Raw genomic sequence first — 20,894 nt, 5'->3', positions numbered from 1 at the left:
CTAGAGTAGTTCCATGCCTACAACCGTTCATGAGTTCGACTGGCCGGACCGCGTTGTCGTCGGTACCGTCGGCGTCCCGGGCCAGCGCACGTTCTACCTGCAGGTACGCACCGGAAAGCAGATTGTCAGTATTGCCCTGGAAAAGCTGCAGTCCGCCCAGCTCGCCGAGAAGATCGACGAGATCCTCGACCAGCTGATGACCGTGGACGGCAACCCCTTCCACGTTCCCGCGAGCACTCCCCTGGAGCTCGTGGACAATGATGATCTGGACGCCGTGGAGGAACAATTCCGCGCCGGCGTGATGAGCCTGGGCTGGGACCCGACGACGGCGCAGGTGGTCATCGAGGCCTACCCCCTCGGCGAGGTGGATGAGGACGACGACGGCTTCCTCGAGGATGACGACGAGGCCGACGACGCCGAAGAGGTGCTGCGGGTGCGGATGCCGGTGGGCACCGCCCGGGCCTTCGCCAAGCGCACCCGCGAAGTGGTGGGCGCCGGCCGGCCCATCTGCGTGATCTGCGGCCAGCCGATCGACGCCGACGGGCACACCTGCACCTTCCCCGAGGCCTGATGCCCGCGCCCGACCTGGTGACCGCCGAGCTCACGCTCACCGGCCGCCTCACCACGGCGTCCAACGCCACCTTCCTGGGCAGCATCGGCGGTGCCGCCGTCGTCTACAAACCGATTGCCGGCGAGCAGCCCCTCTGGGACTTTCCCGACGGCTGCCTGGCCCACCGCGAGGTGGCGGCCTATCTGGTGTCCGAAACGCTGGGCTGGAACATCGTGCCGCGCACCTGGCTGCGGGACGGCCGGTTCGGCGAAGGCATGGTCCAGCTCTGGCAGGAGACCGACCCGGAGCAGGCTCCGGTGGACCTGGTCCCGGAGGAGGACGTGCCGGACACCGGCTGGAAAGAGGTGCTGCAGGGCTCCGATGAGGCCGGGCGGATTGTCTCGCTGATCCATGAGGACACTGCGGCGCTGCGGCGGATGGCGGTGTTCGACGTCCTGGTCAACAATGCCGACCGCAAGGGCGACCACGTCCTCGGCATGGCCGGCGGGCACCGGTACGGGGTGGACCACGGGCTCACCTTCCATCAGGAGCACAAACTGCGCACCGTGCTGTGGGGCTGGATCGGTGAGGAGCTGAGCGCCGAAGAGCTTGCGGGCATTGACCGGGTGCTCGAAGGACTGCACGGCGAACTGGGCTCACAGCTGGCGAAGCTGCTCACCGCCGAGGAGATTGCGGCGTTTGCCGCGCGTTGTGCCCGGTTACGCTCGACGTCGCGGTTCCCGGAGCCGAGCGGTGACATGCCTGCCGTGCCCTGGCCGCTGTTCTAGGACCTTACCGGCCTCGCGAGGCCTTTTCACCCGGAAACCTGCTGATTCGCCAGCGGTGCCGGTACGCTACCCGATCGCATCCGCGAACACTATGCTGTGGAAAATTTTGCGGTTGCAACGATGGGGGACACGTACATGACCGTGCTTAAGGCCGCTTTGCCGGCCCCGACGCGAAGGGCCCGCCGTACGCCCCCCAGCTCAGCACGCTTGGATATTCAGGGACTCCGTACCGTCGCCGTCCTAGCGGTGATCTCGGATCATTTGCTGGGCTATCCGTTCGGCGGATTCGTTGGAGTGGACGTCTTTTTCGTGATATCCGGTTTCCTGATTACCAGCCTGCTATTACGGGAACAGGAGCGAACCGGCCGCATCTCTTTCAGCGGGTTTTATCGGCGCCGCGTCAAGAGGATCATTCCGGCGGCAGTTATCGTCATAGCGGTCACGATCATTCTTTCCTGGGCGCTTTTCCGGCGGACGCGGGCCGAAAGTATCACCTGGGACGGCTTCTACGCTCTGATCTTTGGCGCCAACTGGCATTATGCCGCAACGGGTACCGATTACATGCAGGCCGGCGGACCGGTGTCGCCGCTGCAGCATTTCTGGTCCCTCGCCGTCGAGGAGCAGTTTTATGTCTTCTGGCCCTGGCTGATAGTTCTGGTGATGGGTGTGCTCGCCCACCGGCTTAGTCTCTCCCTGGCTGCCGCCCGCCGTCTCCTGGCCGGAGTCATGGGCCTTGTCGTTGCGGCGGCCTTTGTCTTTTCCCTCTGGGAGACCGCAGCGCGTCCAACCGTCGCGTACTTTTCAACGGCGTCGCGTACCTGGGAACTGGCAGTCGGGGCGCTGCTCGCAGTGATAGCGGGCAGTCTTCCAACGCTATCCCTGATGATGAGGACTGTTTTGGGCTACGCGGGGCTGGCCGGCATCATATGGAGCATCATCTACGTGAGTCCTGACATGGCGTTTCCCGGACCATGGGGATGCGTACCCGTTTTGTCTACGGCGCTGGTTATAGCCGCAGGCATAAATGGCCCACAGCCTTATCTGTATCCCCTGACCAACCGCGTCAGCAATTACCTTGGCAACATCTCCTACTCACTGTATTTGTGGCACTTTCCGGTCATCATCCTGATGGAATCGGTTGTTCCGCAGGAAAATCTGACCGCATGGGTTCTTATGGTGCTGGGAATGGGTGCGTTATCAATCGCCTCCTACCACTTTATTGAAGATCCCATCCGTAAATCGTCATGGCTGGATCCCTCGCCCCGTCCCCCCAGGAAGAGGAAGTCTTCCGGCCTTGACCAGCCGTCAAAGCAGGCCGCGATGGGTGTCCTTGTGTCAGTGACGGCTTTTGCAGTCATTCTCGCCATAACGACGACCACCGAAACGGAACCGTCGCTGTCCGTCCAGCCGGCACCGGCGTCGACCTCCGGCCAGGAGGGTGCAACTCCTGACGCACCGCCGGACACCGCTGCCGGCAGACTATCCGCTGAAATCGAGGCAGCCAGTACGTCAACGGCCTGGCCGGAACTCTCGCCGTCGCTGGATAACCTGGCGTTTGTTCCCGAGTGGACCGTCGATAAGTGCATGAATGTCACTGACGCAAACTTCAGCCAGTGCATTTACGGGGATACCGCCGCTGCAAAGACGGCAGTGGTCATCGGTGATTCCGTGGCTCTCAGCTGGATGCCGGGGCTGCGCGAATCGCTTGGAAAGCAGGGGTGGAGGATCCAGCTGCTGACCAAGGAGCAATGTCCTGCCATCGAGCTGCAGGTTGAGCGGTCCGATGACAAGGCCGGCTTTGCCGATGAATGTATTGCGCACCAGCAGTGGACCATGGCGAAAATCGCCGAGATGACGCCGGACATGGTGCTCGTATCCAGTGCCCTTAATACGCGTGATCGCCTCGTGGGAGCGCCCGCAAAGGAGGAAGCCCTTTCACTCTGGTCCGAAGCAACGGTCCAAAAGCTGACGGACGTTCGTGAGGTGACGGAAGGGCAGATCGTTCTGATGTCGGTCGCTGCGACCGGTAAAAACCTGATGGAATGCGCCACCAGGGTGAGCAGGCCCGGCGACTGCGCCGTTACGGATAGGGATCGATACGTCAGCACGGTCGCCGCGGAGAAAGCTGCAGCGGAGAGTGTGGAAGGAACCCGTTTCGTTTCGACCGTCCCGTGGTTTTGCGGTTCGGTCTCCTGCCCTGCCTTCGCCGGAACAACCCCGATATTCGTAGACCCGCAGCACATAACACCGGAATACTCTGCGAAGCTCGCACCCGTCCTTTCTGAAGCCATCCTTGGCCCGGAGGAGGGGTGAGCGCTGTCGGCGCGTAATAAATATCAGATGCGGCCGAAACGCTATGTCCGCATAGTCCAACGGGCGGGCCCGAAGAAGTGGTGGCCGCGTGAGTGAGCGTGTGGCGCCAGTCGCGAATTCCCTGGACCGTCCTGCGAGCCGCAGGTAAACCGGCGATTCACCCAGTAGAGTCACGCCATGATCAATGCCGATGCGCCCCTGCCCGAAGACCTCTTCGCCGCTTTTCCTGGGGAGGACGCCGTCATGGGCCACGAAATCGCGGTCAACTGCGACCGATGGCAGGACGCCCTCAGCACGCGCGGTTTGCCACCGCTGCAAGGTGTACTGGCAGGCCCGGGCATTACAAAGGTTTCCCGTGCGGATGTATTCGAGTTGGGCGGCCGTGAAATCACCCCGTCCAATGCCTTCCAGCTTCTGTATTATTCACTCGCCTGGGGCCTTGGCCGCCGGGCTCCACGCTTGCATCAGCGTCTGAACGCCCTCGCCGCCCATCAGGACAGAGCCGAAGAGCTGCTGGTCGAAGCTTGGCAAGGGGTCAGGAGCGGCGAATCTGCACAGGACGTCTACGGCGTCCTGACCACGGACAAGGGCAAGGGACGCATCCCCTGGTTCGGCCCGGCTTTCTCCACCAAGTTCCTCTACTTCGCCCAAGGCCAGGAAGCTCCACCCCGCTACCTCATCCTCGATCAGGTGGTTGCCCGCAACCTATCCGATGTCTGGCCCGGCGCACCGACGGCTGCATGGTTCCCGGACACCTACGCCCGCTACTGTGCCGTAACCGGCTCTTGGGCCGAGCAGGCAACGGAACGCTTGGACGGTGCACGCAAAGTCCGTGCCGACGAAATTGAGTTCGTTCTCTTCAAGCGCCGGTAGCATGCTGAGGCTGGGCCCGGGATGAGGTGAGCGGCGAGGTACCGACGGTTCCCTAGCCGCCGTTCTACACCAGTCCTACTTGATGGGTGCCCCAAAGTAGAGAATTGTTCCATTGACCTCATTACGCGTCGCGAACTGGCCTCCTGGAATAGCAGCCCTTGGTACCTGGATAGCGAAGCGACCGGTGGTTTCAATCCCTGTCTTGGCAATGATTTCGGGCTGCCCGATCCAGTCCTCTTCCATGACGACGGCTGAGTTGTCGTCGTTCCATATGTCGTAAATCCGTCCGTCGCCACCAATGAAGACCGGCATAACAGATGCTGTGGGAGACACGGGTTCACCTGCATCCGCACTTGGAAGGTTTTCATTCACCACCGAGGTCATGCGGCCGAGCACGTAGTCCCAACCGTCCTGGACCTCGTTATATAGGTTCTCGGCGAGGACCAGCTCCGCGCCCCCAGCCGTGACCGCCTCAGTCACAGTCACATCCCACCTGCTCTTGGGAGAAGAGGTAGCTAGCGTTCCAAAATCGAATGGACGGGATGCTGTGCCGTCCTGTTTAGGGGCGGAGGCCGGTGTGTTTGGTGCGCTGGAGGCTGACGGCTCCACGACCGCTTTCTCCGCTGGCGCAGGACCGGTGTCACCACAGCCGGTGACCACCATGGCGCTGAGTGCGGCAACGACAACAATCTTCAAATACTTCAAGGATCCTCCGGTAACGTGCGATGTGAACAGGTTTCACTATCGGTCGTTTAGCGGAGGATGTGAGGTGCCTGCTTCACTGTCTGCGGTGGCGGCTACCCAGTCACCTGGCTGTGCGCACCAGATAATCCAGAGCCCGGCAGGCCCGCCATCCGGTCCAGATGCCAAAGATTCCCGCGCCTACCGCGGCGACGGCCGCGAAAACCGCCAGCAGCGACGGCTGGCCCGCGATCCCGGCGTTCGGGTCAATTCCGACTGTGAAAGTGGCAAATAATGTGCAGCCTAAAGATGCAAGCCACAGCACAAGCGTGGCGGCGAACATTCCGGCAACCGGGTGCGGACGCTTCATGTATTTCCCCCTGAAGATGACAACCGGCCCAGCCTAACCCGCCGCTCGGACGCTTCCGGACAAGCCTACATAACAACTTAGAAGGCGCTCGGTGAAATCATTTCGTGCCTGCGGAACCTGGCCGCCGATGGCCCTCCTTCGCGTCAACTTTGGCGGCCCGGAGAGCTCCTGACGCTCCACCGCAACGGAGGCGACGCAGGGCCGTCGTACTCAAACGCCCTTCAACCGATCCCGGATGCCGCTCTCACCAACCCACCGGCATTTCGTCGATGGGCTCCTCCATCGCTGAAGCGCGCCAATCTTCATCTATCTGTTGAATCTGCAAGGCACAATCAGCAGGCAACAGATACAGGAGCTCCCACTGCATAGCCGCCAACTCTGCGTCCAAAACGGTGATGTAGATTTCCACGTTGGGCGGCGTCTCATCAATGATGAGCAGGTCATTGAGCGCCAGGATCAGCTCCACTCTGCTTGTCAGAACAGATAGGGGTGTTCCGCGGACACCCTGCAGGTTGCCCAGGCATGCCCAGACGTTGAGCAGTTTGGCGCGTCCGTCGCAGAAGCGCGGAGTTTCCGGCCCGGAACCACAGATTTCCAGAATGCTGAGCATGGTCATTATTGGTAGAGCTTTACCGGGACGATAACCGTCGATGTACTGCTCAATGAGGGGCCCAACAGCGGCAATCCCGCGACTCAGCTGGTGGGAATCAACATCGCTGGCGGCACGGCCGAGGTGGGACGCCCAGAGGAACAGGGCCGGATCCGAGGGATTGGATGGGGAAGACATGAGGCGGGTCCTTTCAAAGGCGTATAAAACAAAAAGCCCTCGCCTTGGCGAAGGCGGGGCTGGGGATTGCATGTAATTGACTGTTACCGGTGGGACGTATGCCTCCTCCAGTGATCCGAGGTGTTTCCGAAGTATTGCGCTTCATCATTTGTGGCGCGCGACATGCACCGTCCTCTGTCCAATCCTTCGGTCGTGCTGAGGTACTTCCTGTGGCTGGCATTCTCCGGAGGACCGGTAACCGGCTGGATTCTTCCGTTCCACACAGCCGAGCGGAGGACGTCCATCCATCGGGCGAACCGCTGGTCGATACGCGTCAGAGCTTCCTCGTAGCCAGGAGTTTGTCCCAGCACCGCGAGATAAGCCTTCAGGTATTCCCAATAGCGCTGGCGCTGACGAAGAGGCATCTCGACGGGGCTGCAAAGCATCTTCGCCAAGGCCACAACAAGTAGTCGGCGAGCCGCCACGGACTGATTGTGGTCGGGTGTTTCAGCTACCAGCAGCAGAGCCTCCCATACGTCGATGAGTGAGAACCTGGGATCCGTGGTGTTGACGATCTTTTCGGCACGGGCAATCTGTCCGCTGAGCACATTGATGGTTCGTGGCGAGGACAACCTGGCCCGGGGATCTGCCAGCAGTTTGGCTACTGAGTCCATGACGACCTCGAACGAACTCCTGCTTTCTACACCGATGCCTGCCATTGATGGCGTGATGGACCGACGGTAAGCACTGTCGACAGAACCTGCAAAGAGAGTGGACATGGTGGTTCCTTCCTGATTTTGGGCATAAAAAAAGACCCCGTGAGGGCCTGCTGCGATTGAACGAACAACTTAGGGAATTACTAGGTGAGAGCTGGAGCACTTGACTTCTGCCGCGTAGGAACAGCCAGTCAGTTATATGTGGCCGCACAGGGGACAACAGTGGTTATCAAATCCTTGTTCCACTTTTAAATCTAGCAACAACTCCCGGGACAAGAGCAATTTGGCTTGGATGTACGTCGTCAAAACTCACGAGACTGAGATAAACACCCACCACCGAATATCCCCATTATCCCATCAAAGTCCGTTACACGATCGGATCGAACAGACAACTGCCACCGCTGACCAGCTGGGTTTCAGAGCAGCTGCCGCGCGTTGGCCTTTGCCAGGTCGATGAGTTCGCGGCCGTTGCCGGCGATCACCGTGCGCAGCGCGTAGACCGCAAAGCCGGTGGCCTGCTTCGCGTCGATCTTCGGCGGGATGGAGAGCTCCTGACGCTCCACCGCGACGGAGACGAGCGCCGGGCCGTCGTACTCGAACGCACGGCGCAGTGCACCCTCGAGGTCCTCCGGGCGCGTGACGCTCTCGCCGTGCATCCCCACCGCCTGCGCCACCTTGCCGAAGTCCGGGTTCTGCAGCCCGGTGCCGAAGTTGACGATGCCCGCGGCCTTCATCTCCACCTCGACGAAGCTGAGCGCCGCGTTGTCGAACACCACGATCTTGATCGGCAGATTGTGCTGCACCGCCGTCAGCAGCTCGCCGAGCATCATCGCCAGGCCGCCGTCACCGGCCAGGACCACCACCTGCCGGTTCCGGTCCACCGCCTGGGCGCCGAGGCCGAGCGGGGTTGCCGCCGCCATGGTGCCGTGCCAGAAGGATCCGATCAGCCGCCGTCGCGGGCCCATGTGCAGGTGCCGGCACGCCCAGATGACCGGAGTGCCGACGTCGGGCAGGAAGACTGCGTCGTCGTCGGCGAGCTCGTCGATCAAGTGGGTGAGGTGCTGCGGATGGATGGCACCCGGCCCCTGCTTCTCCAGGTCGTCGAGCTGTTTGCGGGTGCGGCGGTAGTGGTCCAGCGACTTCTCAAGGTGGGTGCGGTTGGACTTGCGCTCGAGCAGCGGAAGCAGCGCCGCCGCCGTCTCGCGCACCCCGCCGACCAGGCCCTGGGTGAGCGGCACGCGGCGGCCGAGCTGCTCGCCGCGGATGTCGACCTGCAGGATCTTCGCGTGCTTCGGGTAGAACTGCTGGTACGGGAAGTCGGTGCCGAGCATCAGCAGCGCGTCGCAGTCCTCCATCGCCCGGTAGCCGGATGCGAAGCCCAGGAGCCCGGTCATGCCGACGTCGAACGGGTTGTCGTGCTCGATGAATTCTTTGCCGCGGAGGGCATGCACAATCGGCGCACCGAGCGCGTCGGCGAGGGCGAGGACCTCCTCGCGTGCCCCCTCGACGCCGGCGCCCGCCAGGATAGTGACCTTCTCGCAGGAGTTCAGCGTGGCGGCGGCCTCCTGCAGCTCCGCCGGGGAGGGCACGGTGACGGGGTCGGTGCGGCGGACTGTGAAGACGCGCTCGTCCGCGGCGTCCTGCAGGGCGGTGTCGCCCGCCATCACGAGCACGGCGACGCCCCTCTTCTCGATGGCCGTCCGCATGGCGATCTCCAGCAGCCGCGGCATCTGCTCGGGGCTCAGGACCATCTCGCAGAAGACGCTGCAGTCCCGAAACAGTTCGGTGGGGCGGGTTTCCTGGAAGTACTGGCTGCCGATTTCGTCGCTGGGGATGTGCGAGGCGATGGCGAGCACGGGGACCCGGCTTCGGTGTGCGTCGTAGAGCCCGTTGATGAGGTGCATGTTGCCGGGTCCGCAGCTGCCTGCGCATACCGCGAGCTCGCCCGTCAGCGCCGCCTCCCCGGCGGCGGCGAACGCTGCTTCCTCCTCGTGCCGGGTGAGCATCCATTCGATGCCCTTTTCCCGGCGGATGGCCTCGGTCACCGCGTTCAGGGAGTCGCCGGGAACTCCCCAGATCCGCTGGATCCCGTTGGCGGCGAGGTTGTGGACGACGGTCTCGGCGATCGTGGGCATGCTGCTCCTCCGTTCTGTGCGCTCAGATGGCCGCCAGTCTAAGCGGCGGGATCGGGCTGGGCTAGAGGTGTGGTGGGGGTTTGCTTTGATTCGATGACGCAGTGACTGAGGCTCTGCGTCCCCGCTCGGGAGTCTTGTACCCCTATTCGACGAATAGAACGTCTGGAGGGGTTGCCACGGTTGACGGGGAAGCATAAGGTGGTTGCTCAGGTTGACAAGGAGGGTACTAAATTGACTCCACCTACGAGTAGACGCCTCAAAACACGAATTGCTAGGAATCCCGGTGGGAAGACTGAAGCACTTTCAGGCATCGAAGATATACACAACTTCGATGCCCAGCAATCGCGGGCTGATCGTTCTTCGCAACCAAAATCTTTGCCTGAGGCGTTCTGGCGGAAGACCGATGAGCCTTGGACGCCCGCCACTCCCTCAATCATGTACGCGATTGCCTTACACACGAATGATGACTGGGTAGAGCCTCTAGGGCGAACGAGGTACCAGGACACCACTATTCCTCGGGATGTCATCCAATCTTCATGGAACCGAGCCGTCCAGCGTTTTGGTAAAGCTGGCACTAAGGCCCAGACAGTTCGTGCCCTCACAGACGCTTTGTATAAAGAGCTAGTTGAAGCTGACATCGATATGAAAACATTTGATTCAAAACGCCTCGCTCGGGCCATGATGCGTCTTGTTCCGCTGCGCTCCAGCACGCTGGCGGATCGGGTTGGACCGTTCTATGACACGGCGGCGATGAGCGAGTGGTTGGGAATCACGCGGCAGGCCTTAGATAAAAAAGTCAAAACTGGCAAGCTCATCGGACTGATGACTTCGGACCGCAAGAGGTTCTACCCGGAGTGGCAGTTCACCGCAGAGGGTGAACTCATTCCTTATCTACCGGAGGTTCTCGCCGAGCTGCGAAATGGGACTAGTGATGACTGGATGATCGCACTCTGGATGCGCAGCCCGAAAGAGGCGCTCAAGGACGAATCCGCGGCGGAATGGTTGGTCAAGAGAAACGATCCTGGAGCGGTCCTCGAGTTGGCCCGCCACGATGCAGCAGCTTGGGCCTCATGACGCGTGAGAATGCCGCACTGAAGAAACCCGACGACGTCACCGATTTCCCTGTACACAAACAGGGCGTATCCGACGACCTATTCCGCGCGGTGGCCAAGGGGAACGGTAGCTGGTACTTTGCCTCGAAACCGACTGGCAGGTTCAACCTGTCATCACCCAGAGGGACCTGCTACATGGCCACGGACATCCCGACAGCGATTCGGGAAAGGCTAGGAGAGACCATCACTCGGGAGCGCTTGGTGCCACAGGCGACTGTCGACGCGATGGAAGTAACGACACTTCGTTTGCCAGCTGAAGCAAAGCTAGCTGACACCGGTGCTGAGGCGGCCGCCAACTTCGGAGCTATTCGAGAGCTTGGATCCATATCTAACGCCTATGCATTAACTTGCCAATGGGCGACGGCCTTTGATTCCGCTGGACTAGACGGTGTGCTCTACGAATCACGATTTACCAGCATCGCGAGGCCGACGGCTATTGCATATTTTGGAGCAGAGGGACCAAAGCCGACTTGGGACGATTCGGGTGACAGGTACACGGGTGAGGAGGCCTTCATCCTGGCAGACATGGAGGCATTTATCGCGCCGATTCCGACGTCTTCCGCAATGCGAATGGCCCCCACGCCAAAACTCGCCTCGACTCCGAAATGGATAAGCAGTTAGTGTAGGAATTGAGCCGAAGACCTAGTATCTAAGTTCTAGACTTTAACGAATACAGCAATTTTTATGCAAACAAAATTGGATGATATTTGTGAACAGATCTGCCGATATGGATCGCCTGCCAGGGCTTTGACCTATAGCTCTGGTAGCCCAAGTGTGACTCGACCTTCCCTGCCGATGAGCTTAGGACTCTAGAGGGCGCCGCATATTTGCTGCCCGTAGCAAGAATCCGTATGCATGAGAGCAACGTGCCGAGGACGCCGCTGGACCGCGCTTCTGAACGGGATGTCCGTGTGTTTGCCGAGCACCTCCAAGCTCCTCTAAACCGAAACCGCAGGCACCCCGCCAGCGACGTATTGCCGGATACCGGTGTTGGCCCTCTTCCGCGAAGCCTTCACCCGCACCCGGCCCCGGGTCCCGCTGGACGACTTCCACGCCATGACGGACAGCTTCCTGACCCGGCTCCGAATGGACAGCGTCCAGCTGCGCGAGGACTGGACCGGCCGGAACTACGCCGATGACTGGGTGGCCCGCCGCTTCCTGCCCGGCCGCGCGCGGACGGGAAGTTCGTCTACGAACTCACCGAATCCTCCGCCTGCTTCCTCGCCTACCTGGACGGCTTCAGCAGCGGCAAGACCTCGCTGAACTCCTCCCGGCTTGCTGGACCGGGTGGACAAACTGGCGCAGGAATTTAACCCGGACCCGGTCACGCGCGGCGCCGTGCACAAGGAAGAGGTTGGCTGCCGCGAGGAGATGATCCGCGTCGGTTACCGCGCTCAGGGAATCGCCGGGAACACCCCAGATCCGCCGGACCCCGTGTCGTCGAGGTTATGGACCACGGTCTCGGCGATCGTGGGCATGCTGCTCCTCGGTTTCGGTGAGCTCGGTCGGCGCAGCCGGTCTAAGCGGCGGGGGCGGGCTATGCCAGAGGGGTGGTGGCAGCCAAATGCTTGGCTACAGGTTCCAGCGGGCACTCCAGACGACTGGTCGATGCTGCGGTCGAGGAGGTTTGCGACTGTCCCACTTACTCTTAGCCGCCAAGCCGTCCTCAACTCATTCGGACTCGTCGCTGGGGCTCAATCTCGTACCCAAGACACTGCCAGAAGGATCACCGTCGTGCAGTGTGAGCACAACTGAATCGCTGAACACCGACCGCACAGAGAACTCTTCCCAAGGCACATTGTCGCTATTCATGGTCAATAGATGTTGGTAGCCGAACTCGCTTGCGGATGCAGACGCTACCTCAATGGCTTTCGCAGTCTGTCTTTCATCCACGTCCGCAAAAATCGCGCTGTCATGGAGTAGGAACCCAGGACCTCGTCCGCGAGCTGCCAGATCCTCCGCTAGTGCTACGTCATAGGCAAAGATTGCCATCAAATGGACCCCGCCCGACCCCGTCTTCGGTAAGACAACCTTGAACTGAATTCCGCCCCTTCCCGGGGATACTCGAAGATCAGCTGGCTCCCCGTAAAGCGACTCCATAATCTCACCAAAGCGTGCAATCACTCCAGAACGCAATTCGAAACGCTCCTGCAGGTCGAGTTTGGTCCTGGTGACTAGGTCCAGCTCGAGTGATTTAAGCTTGGACTTGCGATCCCCCAGCTCGCGCAACGTCCGGATCTGTTCCTCAACCTGAGCAACCTGCACTTGCGATTCAGCAAGCCGCTTTTGCAGAGCTGCGAAGTCATCAAGCGCACCTCCACTGCGCAGCAGTCGCATGTCTTGCTCTTGGCGAGCGGCATTTTCAGCTTGCTCAGCTTCGCGTTGAGCGATCCGTTCCCGAATACGGCGCGCTTCATCTTCCAGATACGAGGCCCGGTTGGCTGCCACCTGTCGCTGAAACTCAGCTGCTTCATCGAGGCTACGGATGATGGCATCACCCAAGACCATTCCAGCTTCGGCGAATAGCCTCTGGACGCTGATATTACTCGTCGTGAACTCGTCGCGTACCTGCGACTCATACAAAGCAAGCTGTTGACGGTCAGTAAAGTTTTGGTTCGCCAGAGATTTGATCCTAGACGTAGCCTCCTGAACCCGGGATTCGATCTTCCGATACTCAGGCAAAACTGAAAAGGTGCGTATGTCTTCTGTTAGGGAATCCGCACGCCGCTTTAGCCGGACGAGCTGAGGTTCTAACGCGGCGATGCGTGCGTCGATTGTGTTGTCTGGGTCATCGGCCAGTGCGACACGGGCCTTACGTTCCTTGAGTTCAGACCATTCCTTCGCAAACCGCCAGTCGAGATTGAGGAGGTAAGCGTTTTCGGCTTGGACAGCCTCGGCGCGCTGGTTCGCGAGGGTGCGGAATGGATCGATCAGCGAGTCTGTCCGGTAGCGAGCAAAATGACGCACGAGGCTTCGAAACGACGGGGGCGCAGCCGGCATTCCTTCCCTCACGAAACACTCTTGACCTAGCCAATTCGTCCATTGGCGCGACCCTATGGTGGTTGTTTCATCCAGGTTGGCGCCTTCTCGCAGGACAATCCCTGCAGTGACGACGTCACCCTCGATATGGACTTCACCGGGAGAGTCAGGACCACGAGAAACGCTAAGTGTTATGCCTGCCCTCGTCGTGAATGACAGTGTGAAGTACCATTCGTTACCCTTCATCTGCTCCAAGCGGGCACTCATGTTTGCGCCCAAACAAAAGTCGATAAGAGCAATAACAGTGGTTTTTCCGAGCCCATTCCTAGAATCGGTCTTAGTCGATTCCTTAGCTCTATCCGCAACAACTATGTTTAGCCCGTCCTGGAAGGTGACGGCACGAAACTCCGCAAAGTTCGCTGTCAGTGAGTTCAAGCGCATTTCACACCCTCCATTCGAGGACACCGGAGTCGAGAGATACAAATCCGAGCAAGTACAGCAATGTCAACGCTTCCGTAAATGTGTCAAAGGACGAATCTGGGCTGGCTATCCTGTACGAGTGCCACAGCTCACTGACTGTGGGGTTTTTGCCCCTCAACGGCAGGATCGAGGCTGCTCGCCCTAGAACGCTGTCGGCTGCGGGGATGTATTTCGTGGGCAGTATCATGCGGGCGGCTCAAAAACATCGCAAACCTCGAATAGGTGGCAAAGCACGGCAGCGGCAGCGGCACGGATGACGAACATCCTCGACAGATCGGTTTGAGGACTGACAGCGCTGTTCGCACCGAAGTCCAGAAGCGATAGGAAGAGCTCGTCACCCACCCGCCCCTTCGAATGCAGGCGGTCATACTCTTGAACGAAACCAGCCCGGATTCGAGCTGGAAACCTGGACGATAGCTGAGCTTGGCGACGAATAAAGTCCGCGGCTTGTGGAGCTTGTGCAAGGCCGATGGTCATGGTCGGGCGGATCGCTTCAGTCAGACCGTTCGCATCCATCTTTTCTTGGGGCGGGACGGCAATCATAGGAGTGGACGGAAGGTCTATGTCGCCGTCAGCAAAGGCATTACAGACGATCTGCAACTCAGCAAAAGACACCGATGTTGCGCCAATTGAAAGCTTTTCAGCAGTCGCTTGCTCGGCATCTCGCTTCCATTCCTGCAAAGCCTCTACGGGATAGGCGGAATCTATCTTGTCGACCAGATTATGGTGGTGAGCGCATAGGATAACGAGGTTGCCGTAACCGTCACGTGAACTCGAACTCAGCGACGGATTAGGCCGCGGCCCGTCATCAGATGATCCCTCGATATGAGCGATTTCACCCAGAACAACCGGGCCAGAATCAGTGAAGTGCACGATTGCGGATGTGCACTCGGGAAACGCACAATAATGCCCGGAAGTTAGGAAGAGTTGCTTCAAGGTTAGAGGTGAATAGTTCCTCGGCATCGATCCCCCAATTTCATTGTGCGGCATCTCTCGACTATGGCGCAGATGCGTGCGCCATACGCGAAAGATGCAAGACTTGCTGAATCATCTTCTCATCATCACCCAGTGCGCCCGTCAACTCAGTTTGAATCGGCGTGGCTACATCGGGGTGATTAGTGCTAGGGCCATGCTAGGTGCATTACCGTTGCCGAAGCTTCCCGCCCCGGACGCCCTTGCCCCACCGCACCCTCCCACCCGGCTAAAATCGAGGAGGCCCGTCTCTCCTCACCGCACGGCCGGAAAGCGCAGAATGTCCTTCATCGAGAACGCCGTTGCCCGCTGGGCCGAACTGCAGCGGCTCCAGGCGGCCCCCGGCTGGAAACTGACCAACGCCAACGCCTGGGTGTTGGCCCTCTTCTGCGAAGCCTTCACCCGCACCCGGCCGCGGGTCCCGCTGGACGACTTCCACGCCATGACGGACAGCTTCCTGACCCGGCTCCGCATGGACGGCGTCCAGCTGCGCGAGGACTGGACCGGCCGGAACTACGCCGATGACTGGGTGGCCCGCCGCTTCCTCGCCCGGCCGCGAGCAGACGGGAAGTTCGTCTACGAACTCACCGAATCCTCCGCCCGATTCCTCTCCTATCTGGACGGGTTCAGCAGCGACAAAACCTCCCTGAACTCCTCCCGCCTGGCCACCCTGCTGGACCGGGTGGAAAACCTCGCGCAGGAATCCAATCCGGACCCCGCCGCCCGCATCGCCGTGCTTAAGGAAGAGGTCGCCCGCCGCGAGGACATGATCCGCGCCCTGGAAACCGGCGAGGCTCCCCCGCCCCTGCCGGAGGACACCGCCGTCGAAGCCGCCCGCGACATCCTGGACCTGGCCGCCGCCCTGCCGGCCGACTTCAAACGGATGCGCGACGGCCTGGAAAAGATGCTGCACAACCTGCGCCAGGAAATGGTGGAATCCAACGCCGCCAAGGGCCTGACCATGGGCGAAATCCTCGAAGCGGACAAAAAGCTGCGCAGCACCGCCGAAGGCCGCACCTATGAAGGCTTCACCGCCTTCCTGAACGACGCCGACCAGCAGGCCCGCTTCCGCGCCGCCATCGCCGAGGTCCTCGAACGCGATTTCGCGGACAACCTGACCCCCGAGGACCGGCAGAGCCTGTACCGGCTGATTTCCGACATGCGCGACCAGGCCACCGAAATCCACCGCATCTACGGCCGGCTCTCCGAATCCATGCACACCTACGTGCAGAGCGACGAGTACCGCGAGTCCGTGCAGCTGCGCCAGCTCATCCGCGCCGCCGAGGCCGCCATCCACAAGGCCCCGCGCGGACGCCGCCGCGCCGCCGTCGTGCCCGCGCCGCAGCTGTACGGGTCAGGCTTCGAGTCGCTGAGCATGGTCCGGGTCTACAACCCCGAGGACCACGCCGCCCCGCGCACGCTGCCCGAACCGCCGCAGTTCACGGAGGCGGACATCCACCGCTCGGCCCGCACCCCGCGCGCGGACCGGCGGGTGCTGGCCGACGCCGTCTCCCGGGCGACCGCGCAACGCCCGAGTGCCACGGTGGCCCAGGTCTTCGAGCAGCTGCCGCCCGAACATCGGCACCTGAACAGCATCCGCGCCCTCCTCGCCGGCGGCTCGGCTGGTTTTGATGCAAGCAAACCCCTTGAATCCGTTACCTTTACCCAGATCGACGGCAGCGAGCGCACCGCGCTGCTGCCCGCCGTCGCCGTCGCGAAAGCCCCCGAAAAATGAGCGAGACCACCCACGCCGCCCCGGAAGAGAACGCCCTGGACGAGAGCACCCCGGAAACCCCGGAGCTGGACGCAGAAGAGCAGGAAACAGAAACAGCCCGTGACCTGCTGGTCGACGGCCCCGAATTGTTCCCCGGCGACACCGGCACCCTGCCGCTGAAGCTGCGCCAGGCCCTGATCCGACTGCTGCGCGGCCCCTACCTGGACGCCACTTCGAGCGACAACGTGTACGAGACCGTGGTGGACAACCAGGAGCAGCTGCGCGTGCGCCTCAGCGAACTGTTCCTGTCCCTGGTCATTGACGAGGACCGCAAGGTCGCCCTGCTGCGCCCGGTGGAAATGCCCGAGCCCCATACCTCCGCCCTGCAGCGCCAGCGCGAAATGACCCGCGAGGAAACCCTGCTGCTGCTGCGCCTGCGGCTGATCCTGGACCGGCACACCGGCACCGGGAACGAGGCCACCATCGCCCGGCAGGACATCCTGGAGGTGCTCGAGGCCTACGTGGATCCGGGCCAGCGCGACGCGAAGTCCGTGGAGGACACCGCGGACGCCGCCATCCGCAAGCTCGTCCAGGACCGCCGCCTGCTCATCCCCACCGAGCTGGACAACGTCTGGGTCATCTCCCCCGCCCTGCCGCTGGCCCTGCCCTACAGTCAGATCGGCGACATCGTCACCTTTATGCAGACCCTCGCCGGGGACGCTGGGGACGATACAGCGGACGACGACGGCGCGGCCACGCTGGATCTGGACACTACCCCCGCCACGAACGACGGCGAGGAGCCGGCATGAGCATCGAAACCACCCTCCCCATGGGAGACCTGATCAACCCCGGCCAGAACCGGCTCTCCTCCGTGCAGATCGTGAACTGGGGAACCTTCGACGGCGCGCACACCATCAAGGTGGACCGCGCCGGCACCCTGCTCACCGGCGATTCCGGCGTGGGCAAATCCACCGTCTTCGACGCCATGCTGCTGGTCATGGACGCCCGCCCCCGCATGAACGAGGCCGCACAGAACAACAACGGCACCAACGCCGAGGAAAAACGCACCGCCTTCTCCTACATGCGCGGACGGCTCGGCACGCAGGGAGCGGACGACGGCGCGGGCACCGCCTACCAGCGTCCCGGCGCCACCTGGTCCGCGGTCTGCCTGACCTTCGACAACGGGCTGGGCCAGATCACCTCCCTCTCCGTGGTCATGGACCTGCCCGCCTCCGGCACCGAACACAACCTGGGCCGCTTCTACCTGGTGCACAACAAGCCCCTGGACCTCGCCGCCCTGCAGACCGGCATCCGCGGCCGCTTCACCAAGGGCAGCCTCGAGGCGCTGCTGCCCGGCGCCGCCGTGTTCGATTCGCACAAGATGTTCGCCGAACGCTACCGCGCGGCACTCGGCGTCGAGGATGAGAAGGCGTTCAACCTGCTGCGCATCCTGCAGACCGGCAAGGGCCTGGGCGGCACCGTCAATGACTTCTTCCGCACCAACGTGCTGGACACCCCGCGCACCCTCACCGCCGCCGAGGAAGCGGTGGAGGACTTCAGCCACCTGCGCAGCATCCGCCGGCAGCTCGAACGTGCCCGGCAGCAGCGCGACCACCTGGCCTCCGTCCCCGAACTGCACGCCCGCTACCGGCAGGCCGCGGACGCCCTGGCGCACAACCGCGCCCTGACCACCGAGGGGCTGCCCGCCTACCGGCAGCGCCTGGCCCTGGAAGGCGCCACCCGCACCGCGGAGAAGCTCGACGCCGCAGCCTCCGCTGCGCGCGCCAAACTCTCCGCCGCGGAAACCCGCCGCGCCACGCTCAAGGACCAGCGCGACGCGCTCAGCGCCCGCTACGCCGCAGAGGGCGGCGGCGCCATCGCCACCCTGGAACGCGAACTCGCCGCCGCCGCCGCACAGCTGCGCTCCCGCGAAACCGTGGAAACCGCGTTCCGGCACGAGCTCGCCGCAGCGGGGATCGACGTCGACTTCTCCCCCGCCGGGCTGGTCACCGCCCGCAGCCGTGCCACGGACCTGATGAAGTCCCTGACCGCTGATCTCGAGGCCGCCAAGGAGCGCAGCAGCAACGCGCACGGCGAGGCCTGGTCCCTGAAGGGGCAGATCGCGAAGCTTGAAAACGAGATCGGCTCCTTCCGCCGCCGCAAGTCCAACATCCGGCAGGAATCCCTGGACCAGCGCACCCGGATCTGCGCCGCCACCGGCATCAGGGAAGCGGACATGCCGTTCGCCGCGGAACTGATCGACCTGCCCGCCGAACACGCCCAGTGGCGTCCGGCCGCCGAACGCACCCTGCGTTCCCTGGCCACTGCCCTGCTGGTCCCCGGCGAGCACATGGCAGCGGTCACCCGGTTCCTGAGCGAAAACGACATGCAGGGCTACGTGCGCTGCATCGACGTGTCCGTGCCGCTGGACGGGCCCGCCGAGCCCGGCCCGGATGACCTGATCACCAAGCTGCTCACCCACGATTCAGCCATGGGCGACTGGGTACGCCGGAAAATCACCGCGCACTACGACTTCGTCTGCGTGGAGGACCCGGCCGGGCTGGCCGGCGTCGCCAAGGGCGTCAGCCTGGGCGGTGCGGTCAAGCGCAACCGCAGCACCACCGAAAAGGATGACCGGCACACCAAGGCCTCGGACAACGTGCTGGGCTTCGACAACAAGGACACCGTCGCGGCGCTCGGCAACGAACTGCTGGCCCTGCGCACCGTCTTCGAAGAGGCGGACACCGTCTCGAAGCAGCATGCCGCCGAGCAGGACGAAATTGTGCGCCGGCTGGCCGCCGTCCGCCGCGTCGCCGAAGACGAGCGCAGCTGGGAGGAACTCTCCGCAGACGAGGCCCGCGCCGCCGTCGAACAGGCCACCGACCGGCTGGATGCCGCCCGGGACGCCAACGCGGACCTGGAGCAGATCCGCTTCGAACTGGACACCGCCGAGCTGGACCTGACCGCCGCCACGGAGAAGGTCGGCGGGCTCAAGGGCGAAGCGGCGAGGCTCGACGCCGACCTGGCCGCCGCCGTCGAACGCCGCAGCGCGCTCTCCGCGAAGGCACCCGAGGCACTGTCCGAGGGGCTGCGGACCGCGCTGGCCGAGCTGTTTGACCCGTTCGGCGACCTGACCGACGCCGCCCGGCTGAAGGAAGCCGCGGGCGAGGTGGAGCGTGCCCTGATCACCGAACAGGCCCGTCTGGAGAAGACCCTGCTGGAAACCCGCGCCAAGCTGGAGCGGACCTTCGAGACGTTCTCGGACAAGTGGGGCTCGGACTTCGGCACCTCCGTGGAGGCTGCCGGCGCGTACGAGGACCGGTTCGAGGGCATCATCACCGAGGGCCTGCCGCAGCGCGAAGCCGAGTTCAGCGAGTACTTCAACAACCGCACCTACGAGCGGTTCAGCGACCTGCTGCAGCTGCTGGACGAGGAACGCCGCAGCATCTCCTCCCGCCTGCTGCCGCTGAACTCCGTGCTCCGCCGGGTGGAATACCACGCCGGCAGCCACCTGGAGATCGAGGTGGCCACCACCATTCCCGACGCCGCGTACAAGTTCCGTACCGAGCTGAAAAACGCGCTGCCGATGATGGGCTCACGTCAGGACAAGGCCGACATGGATGCCCGGTACGCTGCGCTGGAGGCGCTGGTGGACCGGCTGAAGGACCCGGAGGAGAAGCGCTGGCGGGCCGAGGTGCTCGACGTCCGTTCGCACGTGACCATCACCTGCACGCACCGCCTGGCCAACGGCCACACGTACACCAACCTGCAGGCGTCGCTGATGTCCGGCGGCGAAGGCCAGCGCTTCACCGCGTTCATCATGGCCTCCGCGCTGGCGTACCAGTTGGGCATTGTGTCCCAGGGCTTCAGCACCTACGGCACGGTGATGATGGACGAGGCGTTTGTGAAGTCCTCGCTGTCCTTCGCCGAGGCGTCCATCAATGCCCTGCACGAGTTCGGTTTCCAGCTGCTGCTGGCGGCTCCGGAGGACAAGGTGGACCTGTCCCGCTTCCTGGGCTCGGTCACCGAAATCCTGCGCGACGACGTCACCAACCGGTCCGGCGTGCTCGAGCGCGGGCTGGGCAACTCGCGGTCGGTGGACATCCTGCTGCGGTGATTCACATCCTGCCCGGCCTGTGAAAGGGTGGCGCATGCGAAACCAACACCTGGTGAATGTCCTCGTTCTTGCCGGCATGGTGTGCATCCTGCTGGCAACGTTCGACCCGCTGCAGAGCATTGCCTGGGTTCTGCAGATCGCTGCCCTGCTGTTTCTCGCGGCAGGCGTGGTGGGTGCCGTGACCCGGTCACGGAACGCCCGCCGTCGTGCGGAGTCCGGAGACGGGACCGGCGGCGCGGCCGGCGGCGCGGCCGGCGAGTAGCCTGCCGCTTCTGCTGTGCTGTCGGCCGCGCTGGCGGCACAGCCCGAACGGGACGAGACTGGGAGA

Annotated in this window: 19 protein-coding genes; 11 read left to right on the top strand and 8 right to left on the bottom strand. The window is 62.6% G+C overall.

Annotated features, from left to right (window positions below; translation table 11 throughout):
* Positions 1-13 precede the first annotated feature (13 nt).
* The 4 genes from MUK71_RS01305 to MUK71_RS01290 all read left to right on the top strand — a co-directional run bounded on the left by MUK71_RS01305 (position 14) and on the right by MUK71_RS01290 (position 4,524).
* Positions 14-571: a DUF3090 family protein gene (locus MUK71_RS01305; protein ID WP_227929269.1), complete on the top strand. Its 558-nt coding sequence runs from the start codon at positions 14-16 to the stop codon at positions 569-571.
* The gene (locus MUK71_RS01300; protein WP_227929268.1) at positions 571-1,338 is read left to right on the top strand and encodes an SCO1664 family protein; all 768 of its coding nucleotides are present in this window, start codon (positions 571-573) and stop codon (positions 1,336-1,338) included. The genes MUK71_RS01305 and MUK71_RS01300 overlap by 1 nt, the downstream gene beginning before the upstream one ends.
* A gap of 207 nt (positions 1,339-1,545) precedes the next feature.
* On the top strand, positions 1,546-3,651 hold the full coding sequence (locus MUK71_RS01295; RefSeq protein ID WP_227929267.1) for an acyltransferase family protein: 2,106 nt from the start codon (positions 1,546-1,548) through the stop codon (positions 3,649-3,651).
* A gap of 177 nt (positions 3,652-3,828) precedes the next feature.
* Positions 3,829-4,524 (top strand): 8-oxoguanine DNA glycosylase OGG fold protein, encoded by a 696-nt coding sequence (locus MUK71_RS01290; protein WP_227929266.1) that lies wholly within the window; start codon positions 3,829-3,831, stop codon positions 4,522-4,524.
* Between the two features lie 75 nt (positions 4,525-4,599).
* On the opposite strand, the gene MUK71_RS01285 is transcribed toward MUK71_RS01290, so the two are convergent.
* From MUK71_RS01285 to poxB, 5 genes are all read right to left on the bottom strand, one after another.
* Positions 4,600-5,220, bottom strand: coding sequence for a hypothetical protein (locus tag MUK71_RS01285; RefSeq protein ID WP_244802806.1), 621 nt, complete (start codon positions 5,218-5,220; stop codon positions 4,600-4,602).
* Positions 5,221-5,329: 109 nt separating this feature from the next.
* Positions 5,330-5,575, bottom strand: coding sequence for a hypothetical protein (locus MUK71_RS01280; protein ID WP_227929264.1), 246 nt, complete (start codon positions 5,573-5,575; stop codon positions 5,330-5,332).
* 244 nt (positions 5,576-5,819) lie between these two features.
* Positions 5,820-6,362: a hypothetical protein gene (locus MUK71_RS01275; RefSeq protein ID WP_227929263.1), complete on the bottom strand. Its 543-nt coding sequence runs from the start codon at positions 6,360-6,362 to the stop codon at positions 5,820-5,822.
* Between the two features lie 83 nt (positions 6,363-6,445).
* The gene (locus tag MUK71_RS01270; RefSeq protein ID WP_227929262.1) at positions 6,446-7,120 is read right to left on the bottom strand and encodes a hypothetical protein; all 675 of its coding nucleotides are present in this window, start codon (positions 7,118-7,120) and stop codon (positions 6,446-6,448) included.
* A gap of 353 nt (positions 7,121-7,473) precedes the next feature.
* Positions 7,474-9,192, bottom strand: a complete 1,719-nt coding sequence (gene poxB, locus MUK71_RS01265; protein ID WP_227929261.1) for a ubiquinone-dependent pyruvate dehydrogenase — start codon at positions 9,190-9,192, stop codon at positions 7,474-7,476.
* A gap of 198 nt (positions 9,193-9,390) precedes the next feature.
* Here poxB and MUK71_RS01260 point away from each other — a divergent pair, with 198 nt between their 5' ends.
* From MUK71_RS01260 to MUK71_RS01250, 3 genes are all read left to right on the top strand, one after another.
* A complete protein-coding gene (locus MUK71_RS01260) occupies positions 9,391-10,266 on the top strand; it encodes a hypothetical protein (protein ID WP_227929260.1) in 876 nt (291 codons plus the stop codon).
* Entirely contained in the window at positions 10,263-10,925 is a 663-nt protein-coding gene (locus MUK71_RS01255; RefSeq protein ID WP_227929259.1) for an RES family NAD+ phosphorylase, read from the top strand. The genes MUK71_RS01260 and MUK71_RS01255 overlap by 4 nt, the downstream gene beginning before the upstream one ends.
* Before the next feature lie 369 nt (positions 10,926-11,294).
* Positions 11,295-11,567 carry a DUF3375 family protein gene (locus tag MUK71_RS01250; RefSeq protein ID WP_231710101.1) on the top strand — a complete coding sequence of 91 codons (273 nt, stop codon included), beginning with the start codon at positions 11,295-11,297 and terminating at the stop codon, positions 11,565-11,567.
* A 408-nt stretch (positions 11,568-11,975) separates the two neighbouring features.
* Here MUK71_RS01250 and MUK71_RS01245 read toward each other — a convergent pair whose 3' ends face one another.
* From MUK71_RS01245 to MUK71_RS01240, 3 genes are read right to left on the bottom strand one after another with little or no spacing between them, the layout of a single operon-like run.
* Positions 11,976-13,718 (bottom strand): DUF2326 domain-containing protein, encoded by a 1,743-nt coding sequence (locus MUK71_RS01245; RefSeq protein ID WP_227929257.1) that lies wholly within the window; start codon positions 13,716-13,718, stop codon positions 11,976-11,978.
* 7 nt (positions 13,719-13,725) lie between these two features.
* Positions 13,726-13,950, bottom strand: a complete 225-nt coding sequence (locus MUK71_RS16290; protein WP_423724623.1) for an ABC-three component system middle component 6 — start codon at positions 13,948-13,950, stop codon at positions 13,726-13,728.
* Positions 13,947-14,753, bottom strand: a complete 807-nt coding sequence (locus MUK71_RS01240; RefSeq protein ID WP_227929256.1) for an ABC-three component system protein — start codon at positions 14,751-14,753, stop codon at positions 13,947-13,949. Before MUK71_RS01240 ends, MUK71_RS16290 begins: the two co-directional genes overlap by 4 nt.
* A gap of 262 nt (positions 14,754-15,015) precedes the next feature.
* Between MUK71_RS01240 and MUK71_RS01235 the strand changes: the two genes are divergently transcribed.
* The 4 genes from MUK71_RS01235 to MUK71_RS01220 are packed head-to-tail and all read left to right on the top strand — an operon-like array spanning position 15,016 to position 20,828.
* The gene (locus MUK71_RS01235; protein ID WP_227929255.1) at positions 15,016-16,470 is read left to right on the top strand and encodes a DUF3375 domain-containing protein; all 1,455 of its coding nucleotides are present in this window, start codon (positions 15,016-15,018) and stop codon (positions 16,468-16,470) included.
* Positions 16,467-17,258, top strand: coding sequence for a DUF4194 domain-containing protein (locus MUK71_RS01230; RefSeq protein ID WP_227929254.1), 792 nt, complete (start codon positions 16,467-16,469; stop codon positions 17,256-17,258). Before MUK71_RS01235 ends, MUK71_RS01230 begins: the two co-directional genes overlap by 4 nt.
* Positions 17,255-20,566 carry an ATP-binding protein gene (locus tag MUK71_RS01225; RefSeq protein WP_227929253.1) on the top strand — a complete coding sequence of 1,104 codons (3,312 nt, stop codon included), beginning with the start codon at positions 17,255-17,257 and terminating at the stop codon, positions 20,564-20,566. The genes MUK71_RS01230 and MUK71_RS01225 overlap by 4 nt, the downstream gene beginning before the upstream one ends.
* Before the next feature lie 34 nt (positions 20,567-20,600).
* Positions 20,601-20,828: a hypothetical protein gene (locus MUK71_RS01220; RefSeq protein ID WP_227929252.1), complete on the top strand. Its 228-nt coding sequence runs from the start codon at positions 20,601-20,603 to the stop codon at positions 20,826-20,828.
* Positions 20,829-20,894: the final 66 nt, after the last annotated feature.

The organism is Arthrobacter zhangbolii, assembly GCF_022869865.1.
In the GTDB taxonomy this organism is placed as follows: domain Bacteria; phylum Actinomycetota; class Actinomycetes; order Actinomycetales; family Micrococcaceae; genus Arthrobacter_B; species Arthrobacter_B zhangbolii.
The sequence above is the reverse complement of the archived record's forward strand: the minus strand, read 5'-3'. Positions and strand labels throughout refer to the sequence as shown.